Below are 20,754 nucleotides of genomic sequence, written 5' to 3' on the forward strand. Positions count from 1 at the left end.
TGTTACCGTTCGCCCCGTGAAAGTGTTACCGGGTGTGGGGCGAAGGTAACAGTTTGTGCGGTAACACTCGGGGTAACAGGGCGGCGGGCTCAGCTGGTGGTCTTCTTGCGTGGAATGCCCAGGCGTTGACGGCGCTCCCAGAGACATTTGCGGCTGATGCCCAGCTTGTTGGCCAGCTCGGTTTCGGTCATGTGCTCCTGGTGTTCCAGCACGAAATGCTGGAAGTAGTCTTCCAGTGAGAGGTTTTCCGCCGGCTCGGTACTGCTGGTCTCCGGCCCGCGCATGGATTCCAGCGCGGTGGCGGCGTAGGAGCTGCGTTCCTGGCCGATGTCGGGTTCGATGCCCAGCAGGTCCGGGGTGATCTCATCTTCGTCACAGAGGATGGCCGCACGCTCGACCGCATTTTCCAGCTCCCGCACGTTGCCCGGCCAGCGATAGCGACGGATGGCCTCGGCGGCTTCCGGGCTGAAGTGCAGGGACGGCAGATTCATGCCGGCCCCGATTCGGGCGAGCAGAGCCTGGGCAATCAGCATGACGTCGTCGCCACGTTCGCGCAGCGGCGGCAGCTGCAGCTCGATCACGTTGAGGCGGTAGTAGAGGTCCTCGCGGAACAGGCCCTGGTGCGCCAGTGCCTTGAGGTCCCTGTGGGTGGCGGCCACCAGCCGCACATCGACCTTCTGCGACTGGACCGAGCCGACGCGGCGGATCTCGCTTTCCTGCAGTACCCGCAGCAGCCTGGCCTGGGCCTCCAGGGGCAGCTCGCCGATCTCGTCGAGGAACAGGGTACCGCCGTTGGCGGCTTCCACCAGGCCGGTACGGCCGGCGACCGCGCCGGTAAAGGCGCCCTTTTCGTGTCCGAACAGCTCGGATTCGATAAGGGTTTCCGGAATCGCCGCACAGTTCACCGAGATCATCGGCGCATGGGCCCGGGGGGAGTTCTCGTGCAGGGCGCGGGCGACCAGTTCCTTGCCGGTGCCGGATTCGCCGCGGATCAGTACCGTGGACATGGTCGGCGCCACCTTGCGGATGCGCTTGAACAGGGTCTGCATGGCCGGGCTGGCGCCGATGATGCCCATGTCCTGTGGGCCCTCTGCGGCGACGGGGGCTTCACGCTCGGTCTGCTCGGGTTGACGGTTGGTTTCGATGATGCGGGCCACTGCCTGCAGCATCTCGTCATGGTCGAAGGGCTTGGCGATGTAATCCACCGCGCCCAGCTTCATCGAATCCACCGCCGAGCGCAGGCTGGCATAACTGGTCATGATGAGTACCGGCGTGCTGGCGGCCAGGCGGATCAGCTCGGTACCGGGCTCGCCCGGCAGACGCAGGTCACTGATGATCAGATCGAAGTCATCCAGGTCGTAGCTCTCTACGGCCTCATGCACGGCACCCGCCTCGCTGACCTGGTAGTGGTGGCGCTCCAGCAACCGCCGTAAAGCGGAACGGATGATGGGTTCGTCTTCAACAACCAGAATATGCGACATATCTACCTCTTGCGATTGCTTCCGCGGGTCAGGGCTGCGACGAGCTGCCGGGTATGTTGCGGCGCCCGTCAGTCAGCATTGTCCGGCGCGGAAGAACCGGAACTAAAGACGCCGTGGCGGGGCAGGGTGATGGTGAACCTGGTCCCCCGCCGCGTGGCGTCATCGATTGGGCTGTCTACAGTGATTTGACCATAATGCTCCTCGACTATCGAGTACACCAGGGCCAGTCCCAGCCCGGTGCCCTTGCCGGGCGCCTTGGTGGTGAAGAACGGTTCGAACAGACGATCCTTGAGTGTCTGATCAATGCCGCTGCCCTGATCTTCCACTATCCACAGTATCTGATGTTCGTCCTGAATGGTCCGGATGGTGACCTGGTCACCATCGTTGCTGGCATCCCGGGCGTTGCCCAGCAGATTGATCATTACTTGGGCCAGGCGCTGGCTGTCGCCAGCCACGCGGTGGGACGCGTCGCACAGGTTAACATACTTCACGTCCGGGCCCCTGCGGCTGAGCGACAACAGGTGGATGGCCTCGTTGGTGCATGCCTCGAGGTCGACCGCGTCTTCGGCGTTGTAGTGGCGGCTGCCGACATGGGCGAAGTTGACCAGCGACTGCACGATGCGTGACACCCGTCGGGTCTGGTCGAGAATCTGCTCGGCGGCTTCGTGGATTTCCGGCTGCTCGGACTCCTCGCGCAGGTTCTGTGCCAGGCAGGCGATGCCGGTGATGGGGTTGCCGATCTCGTGGGCCACGCCGGCGGCCAGGCGACCGATGGAGGCCAGGCGTTCCGAGTGCACCAGCTCCTCTTCCAGCAGCTGGGTTTCGGTCTGATCCTCGATCAGCAACACCAGGCCGCCACGGGCATTGCCCGGTTCGTCGATGGCGGCCTTGTGCAGGCTGAGCCAGTGGGTATTGCCGTCGATGATCAGTTTCTGCTTGTAAAGGTGGGCCGATTCATCGGCGACGAACTGCAGCAGCAGCTGGTTCCAGGGCGCGGGCAGGCTTTCCAGGCGGGAGCCGACCACGCCGTCCGCCTCGACCCCGGTCAGCGCCTGCAGGGCCCGGTTCCACATCAGGATCTCGTTGTCCTCGGCCAGGGAACAGACGCCCATCGGCAGGTCCTGCAGGGTCTGGCGGTGATAGCGGCGCAGCGCATCCAGCTCGGCGGCCAGACCGGTAAGGCGCGAATGATAGTCCTCCAGCCGGTTCTCGATGAAGTGGATGTCCTCGGTGACGTAGCCCCGGGTGATCTTGAACGGCAGGAAGGTTTCGATCATGTCCTGGGCTACCGCCGGACCCATCAACCCCGAGAGGTTGGCCTCCAGGCGGTCGCGCAGGCGGCGCAGGGCGTAGGGGCGGCGCTCATCCAGCGGCAGCTTGAGGTCGCGCAGGGCCTGCTCCACTTCCTGCTGTGCTGCCCGGTTGCCCAGGGGCTTGGCCAGCTGCTGGGCAAACTCCTGGGGCGAGCTGGCCACCAGTTCCATGCGCTGGGGGCGGCGCACGTTGTCCACCAGACAGGCTTCGGCAGCACTGACCTCCTCGGCGGAGCGCTGGGTGAACAGCGAAACCAGGGTGAACACCATGATATTGGTCGCCAGCGAGGCGATGGCAGCGATATGCCAGGATTCCTCGTCGAAGGTCAGCTGCACCTGCAACACCTGCAGCATATCGATGCCGGTGAACAGGGGCAGCAGCAGGGTTACGGCCCACACCAGCATGCCGGCTACCAGGCCGCCGATGAACCCCCGATGGTTGGCCTGGGGCCAGTAGAGCACCGACAGCGCCCCCGGCAGGAACTGCACGGTGGCGACAAAGGAAGTGATGCCCAGGTTGGACAGGTGCTGGTCGGTGCCCAGCAGCCGGTAGAAGGCATAGCTGGCCATGATGATGGCGGCAATCAGGCCGCGCCGGGTCCACAGCAGCCAGCGGTAGATGTTGTTGTCCGCGCTGGGCTGGTACACCGGCAGAACCATGTGGTTGAGCACCATGCCCGACAGCGCCAGGGTGACCACTATGATCAGACCGCTGGCGGCCGATATGCCACCGATGAAGGCTACCAGGGTCAGCCAGTTCGCGCCCGACGACACGCCCAGGGCCAGGGTGAAGTATTCGGCGTTGGTCGGCACGTTCAGATACAGGCCGGCCCAGAGGATCGGCGGGACTGCCAGGCTCATCAGCAGCAGGAACAGCGGCAGTCCCCAGCTGGCGGTACTCAGTGCCCGCGGGTTGAGATTCTCGGTGAAGGCCATGTGATACATGTGCGGCATGACGATGGCGGCGGCGAAGAACACCAGCAGCAGGGTGCGCCAGGGACCTTCCTGCAACGGGCTGTGCAGGGTCTTCAGTGCTTCCTGGTTGTGGCTCAGCCACAGCTCCAGCCCGGCGGGGCCTTCGAAGACCACGAACAGTGCGTACAGCCCGACTGCCGACAGGCAAACCAGCTTGACCACGGACTCGAAGGCGATGGCGAACACCAGCCCCTCGTGCTTTTCCCGGGCCGAAATATGGCGGGCGCCGAACAGGATGGCGAACAGCACGATCAGCAGGCAGAAGCCGAAGGCCACCGGATGCTGACCCGGCTCCAGGGTGAGTATCTGCACCGAATCGGTCACCGCCTGGATCTGCAGCGCCAGCAGCGGCAGCATGCTCAGCAGCATGAACAGGGTCGTCAGGGTGCCGGCCCAGGTGCTGCGGAAGCGGAAGGCGAACAGGTCTGCCAGGGACGACAGCTGGTAGGTGCGGGTGATGCGCAGTATCGGGTTGAGCAGCACCGGCGCCAGCAGGAAGGCGCCGCAGACGCCAAGGTAGTACGTCAGGAATCCGTAACCGTACTGATAGGCCAGACCGACAGTGCCATAGAAGGCCCAGGCGCTGGCATAGACGCCAATCGACAGGGTGTAGATGGCCGGGTGACGCACCAGTGAACGCGGCAGAATGCCCCGCTCGGTGGCCCAGGCCACGCTGAAAAGCAGGACGAGGTAGAGAACGCTGAGCAGTATCAGCAGGCTGAGTTCAAAGCTCATCGGTGTCCCTTGGGCTCTGCAGCAGCATGCCGGCAATGATCAGGATCAGCCAGAGTACATAGGGACGGTACCAGGCACCCATGGGCTCTATCCACCAGTCCATGATGGCCGGTGAGAACAGGTAGATGCCGATGACCAGCAGCAGCACCAGTCGGTAGATATACATGGGAGTTGTCCTCGAACGCTGCACCGATGGTAATCAGGCCGGCTGGGCTTGTCACCCCTGCAGGGTGGTCGGGTCGAGGATCTGCCTGGTGGCGGGCAGGCTGTCCGGACACCAGTGCTCGACTGCCCAGGCCAGCTGCTCGTCCACCGGGGCGCGGCGCAGCTCGTCAGGAACCGCGGGCAGCAGAAGGCGCAGTGCCCGGAACAGCGTCTCGGCGGCCTGGTCGGCCTCCAGGGGCGTGGAACCCAGGCGTTTGCTGAGCTTTTCGCCATCACGGCGCATGATCAGCGGCACGTGCAGATAGCGCGGAGCGGGCTGCTGCAGCAGATGATAGAGCCACAGCTGGCGTGGCGTGGAGTCCAGGAGGTCGGCTCCGCGAACGATGTCGGTCACCCCTTGGGCGATATCGTCCATGACTACTGCCAGCTGGTAGGCGATAATGCCGTCGCGGCGGCGGATGATGAAGTCGCCGCAGCTGCTCTTCAGCGACTGACTGACCTGGCCCTGCAGGCGATCGACGAAACTCAGGGGGCGGTCATCCACCCTGATGCGCACGGCGTGGTCCGGGGCAAAGCGGAGCCGGCGCGTACGGCAGGTACCGGGGTAGACGCCATCATGGGCGATGATCTCCCGGCGCGGGCAATTGCAGTAATAGGCCAGATCGCTGTCGAGCCATTGCTCGATGGTGTGCTGGTAGTAATCCAGCCGCTCGCTCTGGTAGAGGACCTCGCCATCCCAGTGCAGGCCATAGCTGTGCAGCGTGTGAAGTATGTGCGCAGCGGCCCCGGGGAGGTTGCGGGGGGTATCCAGATCTTCCATGCGCACCAGCCAGGTGCCACCCTGATGACGGGCATCCAGATAACTGGCGACGGCAGCGAGCAGCGAGCCGAAATGCAGAAAGCCACTGGGGGTGGGAGCGAAGCGGCCTATGTAACCGGAGGCAGGCATGGGGCGGATTCAGTGGCAGACAGCGCAGAAGCGGGCTGCCTGCCAGGTGACAGGCGCGGGAATCAACCGCCGATCTGCTTTTCCTTGATCTCGGCCAGGGTCTTGCAGTCGATGCACAGGGTGGCCGTGGGGCGGGCTTCCAGACGGCGGATACCGATTTCCACGCCGCAGGAGTCGCAGTAGCCGTAGTCGTCATCCTCGATGCGCTGCAGCGTCTGATCGATCTTCTTGATCAGCTTGCGCTCGCGGTCACGGGTGCGCAGCTCGAGGCTGAACTCTTCTTCCTGGCTGGCGCGGTCCGCCGGATCGGGGAAGTTGGCGGCCTCGTCCTGCATGTAGGACACAGTGCGGTCAACTTCTTCCATCAGTTCGCGCTTCCAGCTGTTCAGGATGTCAGCGAAATGGGCGAGCTGACGCTCGTTCATGTACTCCTCGCCTTTCTCTTCCTTGTAGGGAACAAAGCCGCGAATCAACAATGCGTTTTTTTCTTTGGTATTGCTGGGCATAGACAGCCTCACTCTTAGCTCAATCATCCTGTGCCAGGTCGTAAACCTTGTGCGGACCGGCGGGGGTGCGGCCTGTGGCCTGCAAGCGGGCAAAGCTACCAGAACGTGAACGACCGCGCTACTTTTTGCCGATGCTCGCCCGGGCTGCACGATTTCAGCATAGCCCGAAAGACCATGCTCGTGGGGATTCGACCGCTTCGGATCGCCGGCGTTCGCGCGGCGGAACATTATCTGTGCAACCACGGTATCATGGACGCTTTTGTCGCCCTGCGGGGCAGAGGTAGAGCATGGTTGAACGGCGCTGGGCACGGCGGATCGGTGAAATAGAACCCTTTCATGTCATGGCCGTGCTGGACAGGGCCAAGGCGCTGCAGGCGGCTGGCCACGATGTCATTCACATGGAGATCGGGGAGCCGGATTTCGGTACCCCCGAGCCCATCATGCGAGCGGCCCAGGCAGCTTTGAATGCCGGGCATACCAGCTACACCCCGACACTGGGGCTGCCGGAGCTGCGCGAGGCCATCGCCGGCTTCTATCAGCGACGTTACGGGGTGGACCTGGACCCGCAGCGGGTGATCATCACCCCGGGCGGCTCCGGTGCGCTGCTGCTGGTCAGCGCGTTGCTGGTGGATGCCGGTAGCAAGGTACTGATGGCGGACCCCGCCTACCCCTGCAACCGCCACTTCATGCGCCTGGTCGAGGGAGCGGCGAAGCTTATCCCCACCGGGCCGGAGAGTGCCTATCAGCTGACCCCGGAACTGATCGAGCAGCACTGGGACGCGGACAGCGTCGCGGTGCTCAGCGCGTCGCCGGCCAACCCTTCGGGCAGCGTGCTGAGTCGCGCACAGTTGCAGGGGCTGGCGCAGGTCACGGCCGGTCTGGGCGGCGAGCTGATCGTCGACGAGATCTACCATGGTCTGACCTATGGTTGTGATGCCGCCAGCGTGCTGGAGGTGGCACCGGATGCCTGGGTGCTGAACAGCTTCTCCAAGTACTTCGGCATGACCGGCTGGCGCCTGGGCTGGCTGATTGCACCCCTGGATGCGGTGCCGGAGCTGGAGAAGCTGGCGCAGAACTACTACATCTGCGCGCCCCATCTGGCCCAGCAGGCGGCACTGGCCGCCTTCAGCGAGGATACTCTGGCCATCTGCGAGCAGCGGCGCGAAGCCTTCCATCGGCGCCGGGACTTCCTGCTGCCGGCGCTGCGGGAGCTGGGGTTCGTCATTCCGCATACACCCGAAGGCGCCTTCTATCTGTATGCCGATGTCAGCGGCTTCGGTGGCGACAGCCAGCGCCTGTGCCAGCATCTGATCGAAACCGAGCATCTGGCCATCACCCCCGGCCTGGACTTCGGCCATCATCGAGCGGCCGAACATGTCCGCCTGGCGTATACCGCCGATGTACCGCGGCTGGAGCAGGCCGTTGAGCGTCTGCAGCGGGGGCTGCGGAGCTGGCGCCGATGCTGATTCCCTTTGCCCGGGAGCTTCAGGAAGCGACCCTGCTGCGCCGTTACAAGCGCTTTCTGGCGGATGTACGGCTTGCCGATGGCCACGAGCTGACCCTGCACTGTCCCAATACCGGTTCCATGCTCAACTGCGCCGAGCCCGGCAGCCGGGTGTGGGTGGACCTGCATCAACGGCCGGGGCGCAAGCTGCCGGGCACCTGGGAGCTGGTGGAAACCGCGCCGGGGGAGCTGGCCTGCGTGCACAGTGCCCGGGCCAATGCGGTGGTGGCCGCCGGGCTGGAGGCCGGGCTGATCACGCCGCTGGCTGGTATTCAGGGTGTGCGTCGGGAAGTCACCCTGGCCGCCGGCGGCAGCCGGTTCGATTTCCTGCTCGGCGAGGGAGAGGACAGTTGGGTGGTTGAGGTCAAGAGCGTGACGCTCGCGCTGGGTGGAGGGCAGGGCGCCTTCCCCGATGCCGTGAGCCTGCGGGGGCAGAAACATCTGCGCGAGCTGATCGGTCTGGCCTGGTCCGGGCAGCGCAGCTGTCTGCTGTTCTGCGTGATGCACAGTGGCATACGGCGGGTGCGTCCGGCGGACGAGATCGATCCCGTATATGGTGAACTGCTGCGTCAGGCGCGGGCAGCGGGGGTGCTGGTGCTGGCCTGGTCAGTACTGCCGACGCCTTCCGGTCTGCAGCTGGCTGGCGAGCTGGCGGTGGACTGTCAGCCCTGAGGAAGGGCTGACAGCCACAACTGGCCATCGGCGAGACGGCAGGGGATGGGAGTGAGGCTGGCGCCGCTGCAGGGGCCGGCGACGCACTCCCCGGATTCGGGCAGGAAGAGGGCGCCATGGCTGGCGCACTGGATCAGGCGGCCACTTCGATCAAGGAACTGGTCGGGCACCCACTCCAGCGGGATGCCGCGGTGCGGACAGCTATTGCGGTAGACGTAGACCTGCTGGCCCTGGCGCACCGCGAACAGACGCTGGCCCCGGACCTCGAAACCCTTGCTGCCGGGGTCTTCCAGCTCGTCCAGACGGCACAGGGCAATGGCATTACTCACGGGTTTCACCGATCAGCAGGGCCGGGCTGTAGCGCAGGGTGTCGAGGATGCCGCTGGCCAGCTGCTCGGCGCGCTCGGCCAGGGAATAGTCCTCCGGACGCAGCAGCCAGGTGTCCAGTATGCCGATCACCTGCGCCTGGATGCAGGCGGCGGCCATGGGCACATCCAGGCGTTCGGGCAGCTGTCCGCGGGCAATGGCATTGCGCAGTGAACCTTGCAGCTTGATCAGGGACTGGCGTCGCAGTTCGCGCATGTGTTCACGCAGATCACACATGCGGTCGGTATACTCGCACTTGTGGAAGACGATCTCGTTGATGCGGCGGGTCGTCGGGTCCAGTTCGTTCTGGCGGAATATCTCGGTGAGCAGGACCTGCAGTTTGCCCAGGGGATCCTCCTCGTCCGCGTCCCGAGTGGCCTCATCCAGATGCTGGATGGGCATGCGGGCCCGCAGCAACAGGGCGTCAAACAGTTCATCCTTGTTCTCGAAGTGCCAGTAGATGGCGCCCCGTGTCACCCCCGCCCGTTTGGCGATATCCGCCAGCGAGGTATGTGCCACCCCCTTGCGGGAAAAGCACAGCTCCGCCGCGTCTATGATCTGCGCGCGGGTTTCCAGGGCTTCCTGTTTGGTGCGTCTTGCCATTGGGTTCTCTAGTACTGCTGGCCGGGAAGGCTGCAACGGGAGGGAAAGTGTGTGATAAATGTTAACCAATGTGAAAACAACTTACAAACATTCGTGAATGTAAGTATCATTCCCAACCTGCCATAAGAACTCTTATTACACATCTGTATTGCGTTGATCGTAATGCCCGAAGAGGTGCCTCGCCCATGCCACTCAAGCCAGCCCGTGCTGCCCTGATACCCCTGTTTGCCGCCATGGCACTGCTTGCTGCCTGCGACAAGCCGCAGGAGTCAACCGAAGCTTCCGCTGCCGCGCCCCAGGTCGGCGTGGTCACCGTCGAGGCGCAGCATTTCGTGATGACCACCGAGCTGCCGGGGCGTACCCGAGCCTATCGCGTTGCGGAAGTGCGTCCGCAGGTGAGCGGCATCATCCAGAAGCGTCTGTTCGAGGAAGGCAGCGAAGTGAAGGCGGGGCAGCAGTTGTATCAGATCGACGACGCCGTCTACGCGGCCGCGCTGCAGAGTGCCGAGGCCAGTCGCCTGTCGGCCGGAACCCTGGCTGACCGCTACGAGGTACTGGTGAAGGACCGGGCCGTCAGTCAGCAGGCCTATGACGAGGCCCGTGCGGCGAAGCTGCAGGCCGAGGCGGCACTGGAGCGAGCACGCATCGATCTGCGCTACACCCGTGTATCCGCGCCGATCTCCGGACAGATCGGACGTTCTGCCGTTACCGAGGGCGCCCTGGTCAGCAACGGTCAGGCCCAGGCGCTGGCGACCATCCAGCAGCTCGATCCCATTTATGTGGATGTGACCCAGCCCGCCCGGGAACTGCTGGCGCTGCGCCGAGCCCTGGACAGCGGTCGGCTGCAGAAGGCCGGCGACAATGCTGCCCGGGCAGTCCTGCGGCTGGAAGATGGTTCCGAATACGAGCATGAGGGCAAGCTGGAGTTTTCCGAGGTCAGCGTTGATGAGGGCACCGGCTCGGTGACCCTGCGGGCGGTGTTCCCCAACCCGGACCGCATCCTGCTGCCGGGCATGTTTGTCCACGCCCAGCTGGTTGCCGGTGCGCGCAGCGACGCCATTCTGGTGCCGCAGCAGGGGGTTACCCGCAACCCCCGCGGCCAGGCAGTGGCAATGGTGGTCAACGATCAGAACCAGGTCGAGCAACGCATCATCCAGACTGATCGCACCGTCGGCAATCGCTGGCTGGTCAGCGACGGGCTCAAGGTCGGTGATCGTCTGATCACCGAGGGACTGCATATCGTCCAGCCGGGCATGCAGGTTGAGCCGGTACCGGCCGTCAACGTGGATGACGCTACCGGAACCGCCGCCACATCCGGACAGGAAGGGTAATCTCCATGCCTCATTATTTTATCGATCGCCCGATCTTTGCCTGGGTGCTGGCGATCCTGGTGATGCTGATGGGAGGACTGGCTATCCTGGGACTGCCGGTCAACCAGTACCCCAGCATCGCGCCACCGGCGGTCAATATCGCCGTCAACTACCCCGGCGCCTCGGCGAAGACAGTGCAGGACACCGTGGCTCAGGTCATCGAGCAGCAGATGAACGGCATCGATGGCCTGCGCTACATGAAGTCCGAAAGCGGCTCCGATGGCAGCATGCGCATCACCGTTACCTTCGATCAGGGGGTGGATCCGGACATCGCCCAGGTTCAGGTGCAGAACAAGCTGCAGCTGGCCACCCCCATGCTGCCGCAGGAAGTGCAGCAGCAGGGTATCCGTGTGACCAAGGCCTCCTCCAACTTCCTGATGGTCGTCGGTCTGATTTCCACCGATGGGCGCATGGGTAACGAGGACCTCTCGGACTTCATCATCTCCACCCTGCAGGACCCCATCTCACGGACCTCCGGGGTGGGTGACTTCCAGGTGTTCGGTTCGGCCTATTCGATGCGTATCTGGCTGGATCCGGCGAAACTCAATCGCTATCAGCTGACGCCGGTGGATATCCGCAATGCCATCGCCAGTCAGAACGTGCAGGTGTCAGGCGGCCAGCTCGGTGGTGCCCCTGCGGTACCCGGTCAGCAACTCAACGCCACCATCATCGGCAAGACTCGCTTCGAGACGCCCGAGCAGTTCCGCGACATCCTGCTGAAGGTCGACAGCGACGGCTCCCAGGTGCGCCTGGGAGATGTAGCCCGGGTCGAGCTGGGCGCCCAGAACTCTGCGTTCCGCGCCCTGTACAATGGCCAGCCGGCCACCGGTATGGCAATTCAGCTGGCGACGGGTGCCAACGCACTGGAAACCACCAAGGCAGTCAAGCAGACCATTGCCGATCTGCAGCCCTTCTTCCCCGAGGGTGTGGAAGTGGTCTATCCGTTCGAGACGGCGCCGGTGGTATCCGAGTCGATCTCGGGGGTGGTGCATACCCTGATGGAAGCCATCGTGCTGGTGTTCCTGGTCATGTACCTGTTCCTGCAGAACTTCCGCGCCACCCTGATCCCGACCCTGGCGGTGCCGGTGGTGCTGCTGGGGACCTTCGGCGTGCTGGCGGCTTTCGGCTTCAGCATCAACATCCTGACCATGTTTGCCATGGTGCTGGCGATCGGCTTGCTGGTGGATGACGCCATCGTGGTGGTGGAGAACGTCGAGCGGGTGATGGCCGAAGAGGGACTGTCGCCGGTGGAAGCGACCCGCAAGTCCATGAGTCAGATCCAGGGCGCGCTGATTGGTATCGGTCTGGTGCTGTCCGCGGTATTCGTGCCCATGGCCTTCTTCGGCGGTTCGACCGGGGTAATCTACCGTCAGTTCGCCATTACCATCGCCTCGGCAATGACGCTGTCGGTACTGGTCGCGCTGATCTTCACCCCGGCGCTGTGTGCCACCATCCTCAAACCCATTCCCAAGGGCCATGCCCACGAAAAGCGCGGCTTCTTCGGCTGGTTCAACCGTACCTTCGAGCGGGGGGTCGACCGCTACAAGCATGGCGTAGCCGCCGTACTGCGGCGCAAGGCGCCCTATCTGCTGCTGTACGCGGTCATCGTCGGCGGCATGGTGGTGCTGTTCGGCAAGCTGCCCGCCTCCTTCCTGCCGGATGAGGACCAGGGCGTGATGTTCGTTCAGGTGCTGGGCCCGGCGGGCTCGACCATGGAGCGGACCCAGAAGACCGTCGACGCGATGCGCGAGAAGCTGCTGACCGAAGAGGGCGACATCGTGCAGTCGGTGTTCACTGTTACCGGTTTCAGCTTCGCCGGTCGCGGGCAGAATGCGGCCATCGCCTTCGTTGGTCTCAAGCCCTGGGACGAGCGCAGCAAGGACGGCATGAGCGTGTTCGACCTGGTGGCGCGTTCCGAGGAGCATTTCGCCGGCTTCCGTGATGCGCAGGTCATGGCGTTCGCGCCGCCGGCGGTGATGTCCTTGGGCAACGCCACCGGCTTCAACTTCTTCCTCCAGGACAATGCCGGCGTCGGCCACGAAGTGCTCATGCAGGCGCGCAACCAGCTGCTCGGGCTGGCCGCGCAGAGCGAGGTGCTGACCGCGGTACGTCCCAACGGCCTGAACGACGAGCCGCAGTACCGACTCATCATCGATGACGAGAAGGCCCGCGTGCTGGGCGTCTCCCTGAGTGACATCAACGCGACCCAGTCCATCGCCTGGGGCTCGAGCTATGTCAATGACTTCATCGACCGCGGCCGGGTCAAGCGGGTGTACCTGCAGGGCGAGGCCGAATCGCGGATGAATCCGGAGGATATCGACAAGTGGTTCGTGCGCAACGACCGGGGCGAGATGGTGCCCTTCAGCGCCTTTGCCACCGGTGAATGGATCTACGGCCCGCCGAAACTGGCACGCTATAACGGCGTACTGGCCATGGAAATCCAGGGTGAGGCGGCACCGGGTTACAGTACCGGCGAGGCCATGGCCGAGATCGAGCGGCTGGCCCAGCAGTTGCCGCCGGGGGTTGGCGTGGACTGGACCGGTCTGTCCTACGAGGAACGCCTGTCCGGTGACCAGGCGCCGGCGTTGTACGCCCTGTCGCTGCTGGTGGTCTTCCTCTGTCTGGCAGCGCTGTACGAGAGCTGGTCGATTCCCTTCGCGGTGATGCTGGTGGTGCCCCTCGGGGTTATCGGTGCGCTGCTGGCGACCATGGGGCGCGGCCTGGATAACGACGTGTTCTTCCAGGTAGGCCTGCTGACGACCATCGGTCTGACGGCGAAGAACGCGATCCTCATCGTCGAGTTTGCCAAGGACCTGCATGAGCAGGGCATGTCCCGGGTCGACGCTGCGGTGGAGGCTTGCCGCATGCGCCTGCGTCCGATCATCATGACCTCGCTGGCCTTCACTCTGGGCGTGGTGCCCCTGGCCATCACCAGCGGCGCCGGCGCCGGCAGCTCCCATGCCATCGGCACCGGGGTGATCGGCGGCATGCTGACGGCTACCGTGCTGGTCATATTCTGGGTTCCGCTGTTCTACGTTCTGGTGTCCTCGCTGTTCTCGCGCCGGGATGCCCACAACACCGAGGAGAAGGCACAGTGAAGCGTTCCCTGATCTGTCTGGCTGTGCTGGGTGCGCTCAGTGGCTGTTCCATGATTCCCGAATATCAGCGACCGGCGATGCCGGTGGCCGATGTCTGGCCCGCGGGTGAAGCCTACGGTGAGCGCAACTCGCAGACCGAATCGATGGACCTGGGCTGGCGCGAGTTCTTCCTGGATCCGGCGCTGCGCAAGCTGATCGAGGTGGCCCTGGAAAACAACCGCGACCTGCGCATAGCCGCGCTCAATGTGGAAGCCTACCGGGCGCTCTACGGTATCCAGCAGTCGGCGCTGTGGCCCTCGGCCTCGGCCGATGCCAGCGGTACCCGCAGTCGCACCCCGGAGACCCTCAGCCCGACCGGCCAGGCCAGTACCGGCGGTCAGTACTTCGCTACCCTGGGCGTGGCGTGGGAGCTGGACCTGTTCGGCCGTCTGGATGCGCTTAGCGAGCAGGCACTGCAGGAGTTCCTGGCCAGCGAAGCGGCTCGGCGCAGCGTGCAGGTCAGTCTGATTGCCGGGGTGGCCAACAGCTACTTCAACTGGCAGGCCAACCGCGAACTGCTCGATGTGACCAGTCGCACCCTGCAGGCCTACGAGGAAAGCCTGGCGCTGGTGCAGCGCAGCTACGACGTCGGCGTCGCCTCTACCCTGGAACTGACCCAGGCCCGTACCGCGGTGGAAACCGCCCGGGCGGCGCTGGCCCAGTACCGCCGGCAGGTCGCCCAGGATCGCAACGCCCTGACCCAGCTGCTGGGCCAGAACGTGGCGCTGGATGAGCTGGCCGGCGGCCGGCTGGATATGGACCTGCTGGCCGAACTGCCGGCGGGGCTGCCCTCGGAGCTGCTGTTCAAGCGCCCGGACATCATCGCTGCCGAGCACCAGTTGCTCGGCGCCAACGCCAGCATAGGTGCGGCCCGCGCCGCCTTCTTCCCGAGCATCGGTCTGACTGGCGCGGCGGGCTCCGCCAGCACCCAGCTGTCCGACCTGTTCGGCAGTGGCTCGGGCTACTGGAGCTTCACGCCGAGCATCAGCGTGCCGATCTTCACCGCCGGGCGCCTGAAGGCCAACCTGGACTACGCCGAGATCTCCCGGGATATCCGCGTGGCGCAGTACGAACAGGCGATCCAGGATGCCTTCCGTGATGTGGCCGATGGTCTGGCCGCCCACGAAACCTATGCCGAACAGGTGCAGGCCCAGCGCAACCTGCTGCAGGTGAGCGAGGAGTACTATGCCGTTGCCGAACGCCGCTATCGCACCGGCGTGGACAGTCACCTGACGCTGCTCGACGCCCAGCGTCAGCTGCTGTCTGCGCAGCAGCAGTGGGTCAATGACCGGCGCAATCAGCTGATCAGCGAAGTGAACCTGTACAAGGCGCTGGGTGGCGGTTGGCAGGTACATGACGCAGCGGCCGCTTCGGCTGAGCCTGAGGCCTGAAGCAGTAGCGGTTCGCCTCCAGTACGACCTGGCGGAGGACCAGCCACGAGCTTGCTGGTCAAACGGATTCCGATAAAAAAATGGCCCGCTCAGAGAGCGGGCCCAAATCCGTGATTAGCCTGATGAGGAGATAACCGTCCGTCTTGCGACTTTCCGTTACCCAAGCCATCTCTCGATGACTTGCTGCTAATAATAATGTTTCTCATTTGCATGTCAAGAACATTATTCAGATTCAGTGGGCGACCAGTTGCTTGTAGTGGGTCAGCTCCCGGTTCATCAGGTCGATGCGGCGTGCCATGCTCTCGATCAGGCTGTGGGCAATGCGGGGATTGCTTTGCATCAGGGCCAGGAACTGCTCCTTGGGAATCATCATCACCGTGGTCGGCGTGCTGGCGATAACGGTGGCCGAACGCTTCTCTCGGGTGAAAAGCGCCATGGCGCCGAAGATCTCGTCACGTTGTACATCCCCTACCTTGATGCCGCCCACGAAGGCTTCGGCGTGTCCTTCGGTAATGATGAACACATGATCAGCCTCGTCCCCCTCGCGGATCAGCTCGGCGCCGGCGGGGAAGTGCTGGAAGCCGGTGACCGGACGGACTTCGGCCGGCTTGCTGCGCGCCAGGGCATCTGACATCAGGGCCGCCTGACCCAGAATATACTGGGTGAACAGCTCCTGACGCCGGTTGCTGGCATGGATATGACGGAACAGCGACTCGCGGTCATAGGGCACCAGCACCAGCGGCTCCTCGCTGCGATAGGTACAGGGCGCCGCATTGAGCCCCTGGCGCAGGCCGATCAGGTCCCCTTCCTGTATGTAGAACAGGGGCTTGCCATCGATCAGCGCGTGCAGCAGACCGCTGCGCAGCAGGTATAGATTGCGATTGCTGATGACCTGATAGAGGTCTTCCACTGCGTCCAGTGCCATGGGCTCGGCGCAGGGCTCCAGTCCATCGAGCAGCTGCGTGGGAATGCCCTGCAGTGTGCTGATCAGCTTGGCTGCATAGGGTGGTTGGTCGCCGATGAGATACATAACGAGTTCCTTAATCCTGATCCTTGGCTAGCGATACCATACTGCAAATGTTTCCGCTTCCGCCAACGCAAAAGCGCGCAGGCGTTGGCAAAAACCGAACATGAAGTGCCCCTGCCCGGTCAGGGCTCTTGTCGCTGCTCGAGTTCGTCCAGCAGCTGCTGCTTGTATTCGGGGTCCAGCCGGTTCCAGTGCACATCCTGAAGGGCGCCGGCGATGGCGAACAGCAGGGTGCGCGAGGCGCGGAACCCGCGGGCACGAACCGCGCAGTAGGCTGCCACGGGCCCGCGGCGGCGCAGCTCTGCGGCGTCATGGATGCCGGTGGCGCGCAGCCACTGGACCGAGGTCTTGCCCAGATTGCGCAGCGTGATGAGATCAGTGTCGGTCATGTGCGCCTCCCTGCAACGACAGGAGTGACATGCGTGGATATGCGGACGGGCCGACCGCAGCGGTCGGACGGCGTTGAAGTCTTGGCATGGTCGGGCTTCTTCTTTTTATAGGTTCCCGATAGCCAGTCTAGTTGGGGGTGGCCGGTCCGTACAGCCGGCCGCCGGCGTCAGAGCTGGTGACGCAGCCGTTCTGTGAGCTGGTCGATACTGTCGGGCCTGTCGGTGGCCACGGTCAGGGTAATCTGGCGCTCCTCCTCACTCAGGGGCTCGAGCTGCTGCAGCTGCTGATGCACCACGTGGATATCCGCATCGGAGGGGTCGGCGCCCTTGCGCTGGCGCTCGTTGAGCCAGATCTCGATGGTGTCCAGCGGAGCAGTGCAATGCAGAATGATGCAGGGAACGCCCTGATCTTCAATGGCCTGGCGTGACAGCTGGCGCTGGTGACGGCGCAGGTGAGTGGCATCGATGATCACGGGGTAGCCGGCGGCCAGAACCTGCCCGGCCAGCTGGGCCAGGCGGGCGTAGGTCTGCTCGCTCATCTGCGCGCCGTAGAGCGTGGTCTGCTCGCCACTGGTGCTGGCCTGACGGAACAGGCGCTTGCGCTCGACATCCGAGCGTATGCGAATCATCCCGAAACGGGCGACCAGCTCCGCACCTATGCTGCTCTTGCCGGAGCCGGATACCCCGTGGGTAAGCACGCCGAAGCGGGTAGGGATGCCGGTGTAGCTTTCGGCCAGGGCAATGTAGCTCTGGTAGCGCGCCAGTATCTGCTCGCGCTCCTGGGCGCTGGTGTCGGGGCCCAGATTGAGCAGCGCGACCTTGGCACGGACCATGGCCCGGTAGGCCTTGTAGTAGTCGAGCACCATCAGGCCGGCATAATCGCCGGTGCTCTCGAGCCAGGCATTGACGAAGCGTTGGGAGAGATCCTTCAGGCCGCGGTCTTCCAGGTCCATGGCCATGAAGGCGACATCGGCCATGATATCGGTCCAGCGGAAAGCGTCATTGAACTCTATGCAGTCGAACAGGGTCACTTGTCCGTCGATCAGGGTGACGTTGTCGAGATAGATATCGCCGTGACATTCGCGGATCAGTCCGTCGGCTTTCCGCTGCTTCAGTTGGGGAATCAGCCGTTGGAAGGTAGTATGCGCCCAGTGCTCGAGCTGTTCGAGCTGCTGCAGGTCATCCGCATCGCTGAGCATGGCCCGGATCTGTTCGAAGTTCTGTGCCACGGGAGCGTGCACCTGCTCCGGTTCACCCCAGGGCGTGCCCGCTGCAGCCACATCAATGCGCTGATGAAAGGTGGCCAGCGTGGCGGCCAGGTCGTCGATATGCTGGCTGGTGAGACCGCCGGCGCGCTGCAGGTTGCTGAGCAGGTCCTGCTGGCGGAACTGCCGGGTCTTGACCATGTATTCGATAATCGGGCCGTCGCCGTCAAGACGGGGCTGATCTTCGCTGCCGCGGATGGCGATCACGTCGAGATAGAGGTCCGGCGCCAGCCGCCGATTCAGGCGCAGCTCCTCGGCACAGTAATGGGCCCGCTGGTCCAGAGTGGAAAAGTCGAGAAAGCCGAAGTTGACCGGTTTCTTGATCTTGTAAACGAATTCGCCGGTCAGCAGAACCCAGGAGATATGGGTTTCCATCAGCGTGAAACCGCTGACAGGATGATCGTACAGCGCTGGGTTTTGCAGCGCATTCAGCAGTGTCTGGCTCACATCGGATCCTGTAGTGTACGGGCAATCCGGGCATTATGAAGGCTGGCCGCGGCAAGGCCAACCGTTGTTGCGCCCATCCTAGACTGGGCGTTGTTTCCCGAGAAATGGGGTAGACAGGGAATTATGGGTAGAAAACGCAGTAAAAGGCCGGCCCGCAAGGTCGGATTCTGGCGGCGCTGGTCGGGCCTGCTGTGGAAGCTGGCACTGGTGGGTGTTGTGGCGCTGGCGGGGCTTGTCATCTATCTGGATGCGGTCATCCAGGAGAAGTTCTCAGGCAAGCGCTGGGCGGTGCCGGCCAAGGTATTTGCACGGCCGCTGGAGCTCTATGCGGGCCAGCAGCTGACCCGTGACGATTTCGTTACGGAGCTGACCGCGCTGGGCTATCGGCGGGTCAACGCCGTCGCCCAGCCTGGACAGATGTCGATCGGCAGCGGCCGGGTGGATGTATATACCCGGGGCTTCCAGTCATTCGAGGGATCCGAACCGGCGCAGCGCATCAGCGTACGCTTCGATGGCAAGCAGATCGCGGGACTGTCGGGCAACGGCGACGTGGTCATGGCTCGGATCGAGCCGTTGATGATCGGTGGCATCTACCCGGCCCATAACGAGGACCGCATCCTGGTTCGCCTGGACCAGGCGCCGCCCTACCTGATCGAAGCGCTGGTGGCGGTGGAGGATCGCGAGTACTTCCAGCATTTCGGTGTCTCGCCCAAGGGCATCGCCCGGGCTGCCTGGGTCAACCTGACCGCCGGTGGGGTGGTGCAGGGCGGCAGTACCCTGACCCAGCAGCTGGTGAAGAACTTCTTCCTGACCAACGAGCGCAGCCTGATCCGCAAGGGTAACGAGGCGATCATGGCTGTGCTTCTGGAGGTGCATTATTCCAAGGAGGAGATCCTCGAAGCCTATCTCAACGAGGTATTCCTCGGTCAGGACGGACGTCGCGCGGTGCACGGCTTCGGCTTGGCCAGTCAGTACTATTTCGCCCAGCCGCTGCACGAGCTGCAGCTGCACCAGGTGGCGCTGCTGGTCGGCATGGTCAAGGGACCCTCGCTGTACAACCCGCGGCGCCAGCCGGAGCGGGCCAAGAAGCGTCGTGATCTGGTCCTCCAGATGCTCGAAGAGCAGGGCGTGATCACCGCCGAGCAGTCGGCCGCTGCCATCGCGCAACCCCTGGACGTCACCGTGCGCGGCAGTCTGGCGGACAGCAGCTATCCGGCCTTCATGGATCTGGTCAAGCGGCAGCTGCGCGAGGACTACAAGGACGAAGACCTGACCAGTGAGGGGCTGCGCATCTTCACCAGTTTCGATCCGCTGCTGCAGATGAAGGCGGAGAAGGCCATTGCCGATTCGCTGAAAGGGCTGGGTGACCGCGCCAACGAGATGGAGGCTGCCATGGTCGTTACCGGCGCCCAGACCGGGGAGATCCTGGCGCTGGTCGGCGGTCGCAACCCGCGCTTCTCCGGCTTCAACCGGGCGCTGGATGCCTCGCGGCCGATCGGTTCGCTGGTCAAGCCGGCGGTGTATCTGACGGCTCTGGAGCAGCCGCAGCGCTATTCGCTGATCACCCCGGTGGAGGATGCGCCCATTACCCTGGATGCCGAACCCGGCAAGACCTGGTCGCCGCAGAACTACAGTCGTCAGAGCTACGGCATAGTGCCGCTGCACCAGGCGCTGGCGCAGTCCTACAACCAGGCCACGGTGCGAGTGGGCGTGGATGTGGGCGTCGACCGGGTGCTCAACACCATCGAACGCATGGGCGTACGCCATGGCTGGCCGGCCTATCCGGCCATGCTGCTGGGCTCGGGGGCAATGACGCCGCTGCAGGTGACCGACATGTACCAGACCATGGCCAATGGTGGTTTCAATACACCCCTGCGGGCGATCCGCAACGTGTTGACCGCTGACGGCGAGCAGCTGCGGCGCTATCCGTTCGAGGTCGAACAGCGTTTCGATTCGGCGACCATCTTCCTCATGCAGGAAGCCCTGAGTCGGGTAATGACAGACGGTACCGGGCGCTCGGCCTATAATCAGATTCCGTCCAGCATCCGCCTGGCGGGCAAGACGGGCACTACCAATGACCTGCGTGACAGCTGGTTTGCCGGCTTCTCGGATGATCTGGTGGCTGTAGCCTGGCTTGGTCGGGACGACAACGGCCAGACGCGACTGACCGGCGCCACCGGTGCGCTGCGGGTGTGGACGGCGTTCATGGCCCAGGCCAATCCGCGCAGTCTGTCCAACGCGCCACCCGAGGGCGTGGTCTATGCCTGGGTCAACCGGCTGACCGGGGAAGGCAGCGATCCGAGCTGCCCGGATACGGTGCAGGTGCCCTTCCGCGCCGGCTATGAGCCGCTGCCGGGGCCCGGGTGCCAGCCGTTGATCGATACGGCACCGGTACATGAGGGAGCTGGACGGGTAATGGATGTCATCCGTGGATGGCTGCAATGAACATGAGGAATGAG

16 protein-coding genes are annotated in these 20,754 nt (G+C 63.9%); 6 read left to right on the forward strand and 10 right to left on the reverse strand.

Annotated elements, in window-relative coordinates; translation table 11 throughout:
* Window positions 1-89: 89 nt before the first annotated feature.
* The 5 genes from BM046_RS11990 to dksA all read right to left on the reverse strand — a co-directional run bounded on the left by BM046_RS11990 (window position 90) and on the right by dksA (window position 6,124).
* Window positions 90-1,481: a sigma-54-dependent transcriptional regulator gene (locus BM046_RS11990; RefSeq protein WP_090539774.1), complete on the reverse strand. Its 1,392-nt coding sequence runs from the start codon at window positions 1,479-1,481 to the stop codon at window positions 90-92.
* 68 nt (window positions 1,482-1,549) lie between these two features.
* Entirely contained in the window at window positions 1,550-4,504 is a 2,955-nt protein-coding gene (locus BM046_RS11995; RefSeq protein ID WP_090539777.1) for a sensor histidine kinase, read from the reverse strand.
* Entirely contained in the window at window positions 4,494-4,670 is a 177-nt protein-coding gene (locus BM046_RS12000) for a hypothetical protein (protein WP_036993100.1), read from the reverse strand. The genes BM046_RS11995 and BM046_RS12000 overlap by 11 nt, the downstream gene beginning before the upstream one ends.
* Window positions 4,671-4,721: 51 nt before the next feature.
* Window positions 4,722-5,618, reverse strand: coding sequence for a tRNA glutamyl-Q(34) synthetase GluQRS (gluQRS, locus tag BM046_RS12005; protein ID WP_090539779.1), 897 nt, complete (start codon window positions 5,616-5,618; stop codon window positions 4,722-4,724).
* A gap of 62 nt (window positions 5,619-5,680) precedes the next feature.
* A complete protein-coding gene (gene dksA, locus BM046_RS12010; protein ID WP_090539781.1) occupies window positions 5,681-6,124 on the reverse strand; it encodes an RNA polymerase-binding protein DksA in 444 nt (147 codons plus the stop codon).
* A 287-nt stretch (window positions 6,125-6,411) separates the two neighbouring features.
* Between dksA and BM046_RS12015 the strand changes: the two genes are divergently transcribed.
* Both BM046_RS12015 and sfsA read left to right on the forward strand, forming a co-directional pair.
* On the forward strand, window positions 6,412-7,590 hold the full coding sequence (locus BM046_RS12015; RefSeq protein WP_090539783.1) for a pyridoxal phosphate-dependent aminotransferase: 1,179 nt from the start codon (window positions 6,412-6,414) through the stop codon (window positions 7,588-7,590).
* Complete coding sequence (sfsA, locus tag BM046_RS12020) at window positions 7,584-8,300, forward strand: DNA/RNA nuclease SfsA (protein WP_090539785.1); 717 nt, start codon at window positions 7,584-7,586, stop codon at window positions 8,298-8,300. Before BM046_RS12015 ends, sfsA begins: the two co-directional genes overlap by 7 nt.
* Here the strand turns inward: sfsA and BM046_RS12025 are convergent.
* Both BM046_RS12025 and BM046_RS12030 read right to left on the reverse strand, forming a co-directional pair.
* Window positions 8,291-8,629, reverse strand: a complete 339-nt coding sequence (locus BM046_RS12025; RefSeq protein ID WP_235818642.1) for a Rieske (2Fe-2S) protein — start codon at window positions 8,627-8,629, stop codon at window positions 8,291-8,293. The two genes, sfsA and BM046_RS12025, sit on opposite strands and share 10 nt — an antisense overlap.
* Window positions 8,622-9,269: a TetR family transcriptional regulator gene (locus BM046_RS12030; protein ID WP_090539787.1), complete on the reverse strand. Its 648-nt coding sequence runs from the start codon at window positions 9,267-9,269 to the stop codon at window positions 8,622-8,624. Before BM046_RS12030 ends, BM046_RS12025 begins: the two co-directional genes overlap by 8 nt.
* 185 nt (window positions 9,270-9,454) lie before the next feature.
* On the opposite strand from BM046_RS12030, the gene BM046_RS12035 reads away from it, so the two are divergent.
* Genes BM046_RS12035 through BM046_RS12045 form a run of 3 tightly spaced genes read left to right on the forward strand, consistent with a single transcriptional unit; the run spans window position 9,455 to window position 15,167 of the window.
* Window positions 9,455-10,600 (forward strand): efflux RND transporter periplasmic adaptor subunit, encoded by a 1,146-nt coding sequence (locus BM046_RS12035; RefSeq protein WP_090539789.1) that lies wholly within the window; start codon window positions 9,455-9,457, stop codon window positions 10,598-10,600.
* Between the two features lie 5 nt (window positions 10,601-10,605).
* Window positions 10,606-13,737, forward strand: a complete 3,132-nt coding sequence (locus BM046_RS12040; protein WP_090539791.1) for an efflux RND transporter permease subunit — start codon at window positions 10,606-10,608, stop codon at window positions 13,735-13,737.
* Window positions 13,734-15,167 (forward strand): efflux transporter outer membrane subunit, encoded by a 1,434-nt coding sequence (locus BM046_RS12045; protein ID WP_090539793.1) that lies wholly within the window; start codon window positions 13,734-13,736, stop codon window positions 15,165-15,167. The genes BM046_RS12040 and BM046_RS12045 overlap by 4 nt, the downstream gene beginning before the upstream one ends.
* A gap of 232 nt (window positions 15,168-15,399) precedes the next feature.
* On the opposite strand, the gene BM046_RS12050 is transcribed toward BM046_RS12045, so the two are convergent.
* The 3 genes from BM046_RS12050 to BM046_RS12060 form a co-directional block, all read right to left on the reverse strand.
* Window positions 15,400-16,197, reverse strand: coding sequence for a cyclic nucleotide-binding domain-containing protein (locus tag BM046_RS12050; protein WP_090539795.1), 798 nt, complete (start codon window positions 16,195-16,197; stop codon window positions 15,400-15,402).
* A gap of 119 nt (window positions 16,198-16,316) precedes the next feature.
* Window positions 16,317-16,583: a TfoX/Sxy family protein gene (locus BM046_RS12055; protein ID WP_090539796.1), complete on the reverse strand. Its 267-nt coding sequence runs from the start codon at window positions 16,581-16,583 to the stop codon at window positions 16,317-16,319.
* Between the two features lie 167 nt (window positions 16,584-16,750).
* Window positions 16,751-18,295, reverse strand: a complete 1,545-nt coding sequence (locus BM046_RS12060; RefSeq protein ID WP_090539798.1) for a bifunctional aminoglycoside phosphotransferase/ATP-binding protein — start codon at window positions 18,293-18,295, stop codon at window positions 16,751-16,753.
* A 123-nt stretch (window positions 18,296-18,418) separates the two neighbouring features.
* On the opposite strand from BM046_RS12060, the gene mrcB reads away from it, so the two are divergent.
* Window positions 18,419-20,740: a penicillin-binding protein 1B gene (mrcB, locus tag BM046_RS12065; protein ID WP_090539800.1), complete on the forward strand. Its 2,322-nt coding sequence runs from the start codon at window positions 18,419-18,421 to the stop codon at window positions 20,738-20,740.
* Window positions 20,741-20,754: the final 14 nt, after the last annotated feature.

The sequence above is a fragment of the Halopseudomonas formosensis genome, assembly GCF_900115905.1.
Lineage (GTDB): Bacteria > Pseudomonadota > Gammaproteobacteria > Pseudomonadales > Pseudomonadaceae > Halopseudomonas > Halopseudomonas formosensis.

Coding starts and splice junctions, on each gene's coding strand:
- BM046_RS12000 (WP_036993100.1), bottom strand. CDS start 4,670: ATGTATATCTACCGACTGGTGCTGCTGCTGGTCATCGGCATCTACCTG.
- dksA (WP_090539781.1), bottom strand. CDS start 6,124: ATGCCCAGCAATACCAAAGAAAAAAACGCATTGTTGATTCGCGGCTTT.
- mrcB (WP_090539800.1), top strand. CDS start 18,419: ATGGGTAGAAAACGCAGTAAAAGGCCGGCCCGCAAGGTCGGATTCTGG.
- BM046_RS12035 (WP_090539789.1), top strand. CDS start 9,455: ATGCCACTCAAGCCAGCCCGTGCTGCCCTGATACCCCTGTTTGCCGCC.
- BM046_RS12050 (WP_090539795.1), bottom strand. CDS start 16,197: ATGTATCTCATCGGCGACCAACCACCCTATGCAGCCAAGCTGATCAGC.
- gluQRS (WP_090539779.1), bottom strand. CDS start 5,618: ATGCCTGCCTCCGGTTACATAGGCCGCTTCGCTCCCACCCCCAGTGGC.
- BM046_RS12030 (WP_090539787.1), bottom strand. CDS start 9,269: ATGGCAAGACGCACCAAACAGGAAGCCCTGGAAACCCGCGCGCAGATC.
- BM046_RS12055 (WP_090539796.1), bottom strand. CDS start 16,583: ATGACCGACACTGATCTCATCACGCTGCGCAATCTGGGCAAGACCTCG.
- BM046_RS11990 (WP_090539774.1), bottom strand. CDS start 1,481: ATGTCGCATATTCTGGTTGTTGAAGACGAACCCATCATCCGTTCCGCT.
- BM046_RS12015 (WP_090539783.1), top strand. CDS start 6,412: ATGGTTGAACGGCGCTGGGCACGGCGGATCGGTGAAATAGAACCCTTT.
- sfsA (WP_090539785.1), top strand. CDS start 7,584: ATGCTGATTCCCTTTGCCCGGGAGCTTCAGGAAGCGACCCTGCTGCGC.
- BM046_RS11995 (WP_090539777.1), bottom strand. CDS start 4,504: ATGAGCTTTGAACTCAGCCTGCTGATACTGCTCAGCGTTCTCTACCTC.
- BM046_RS12040 (WP_090539791.1), top strand. CDS start 10,606: ATGCCTCATTATTTTATCGATCGCCCGATCTTTGCCTGGGTGCTGGCG.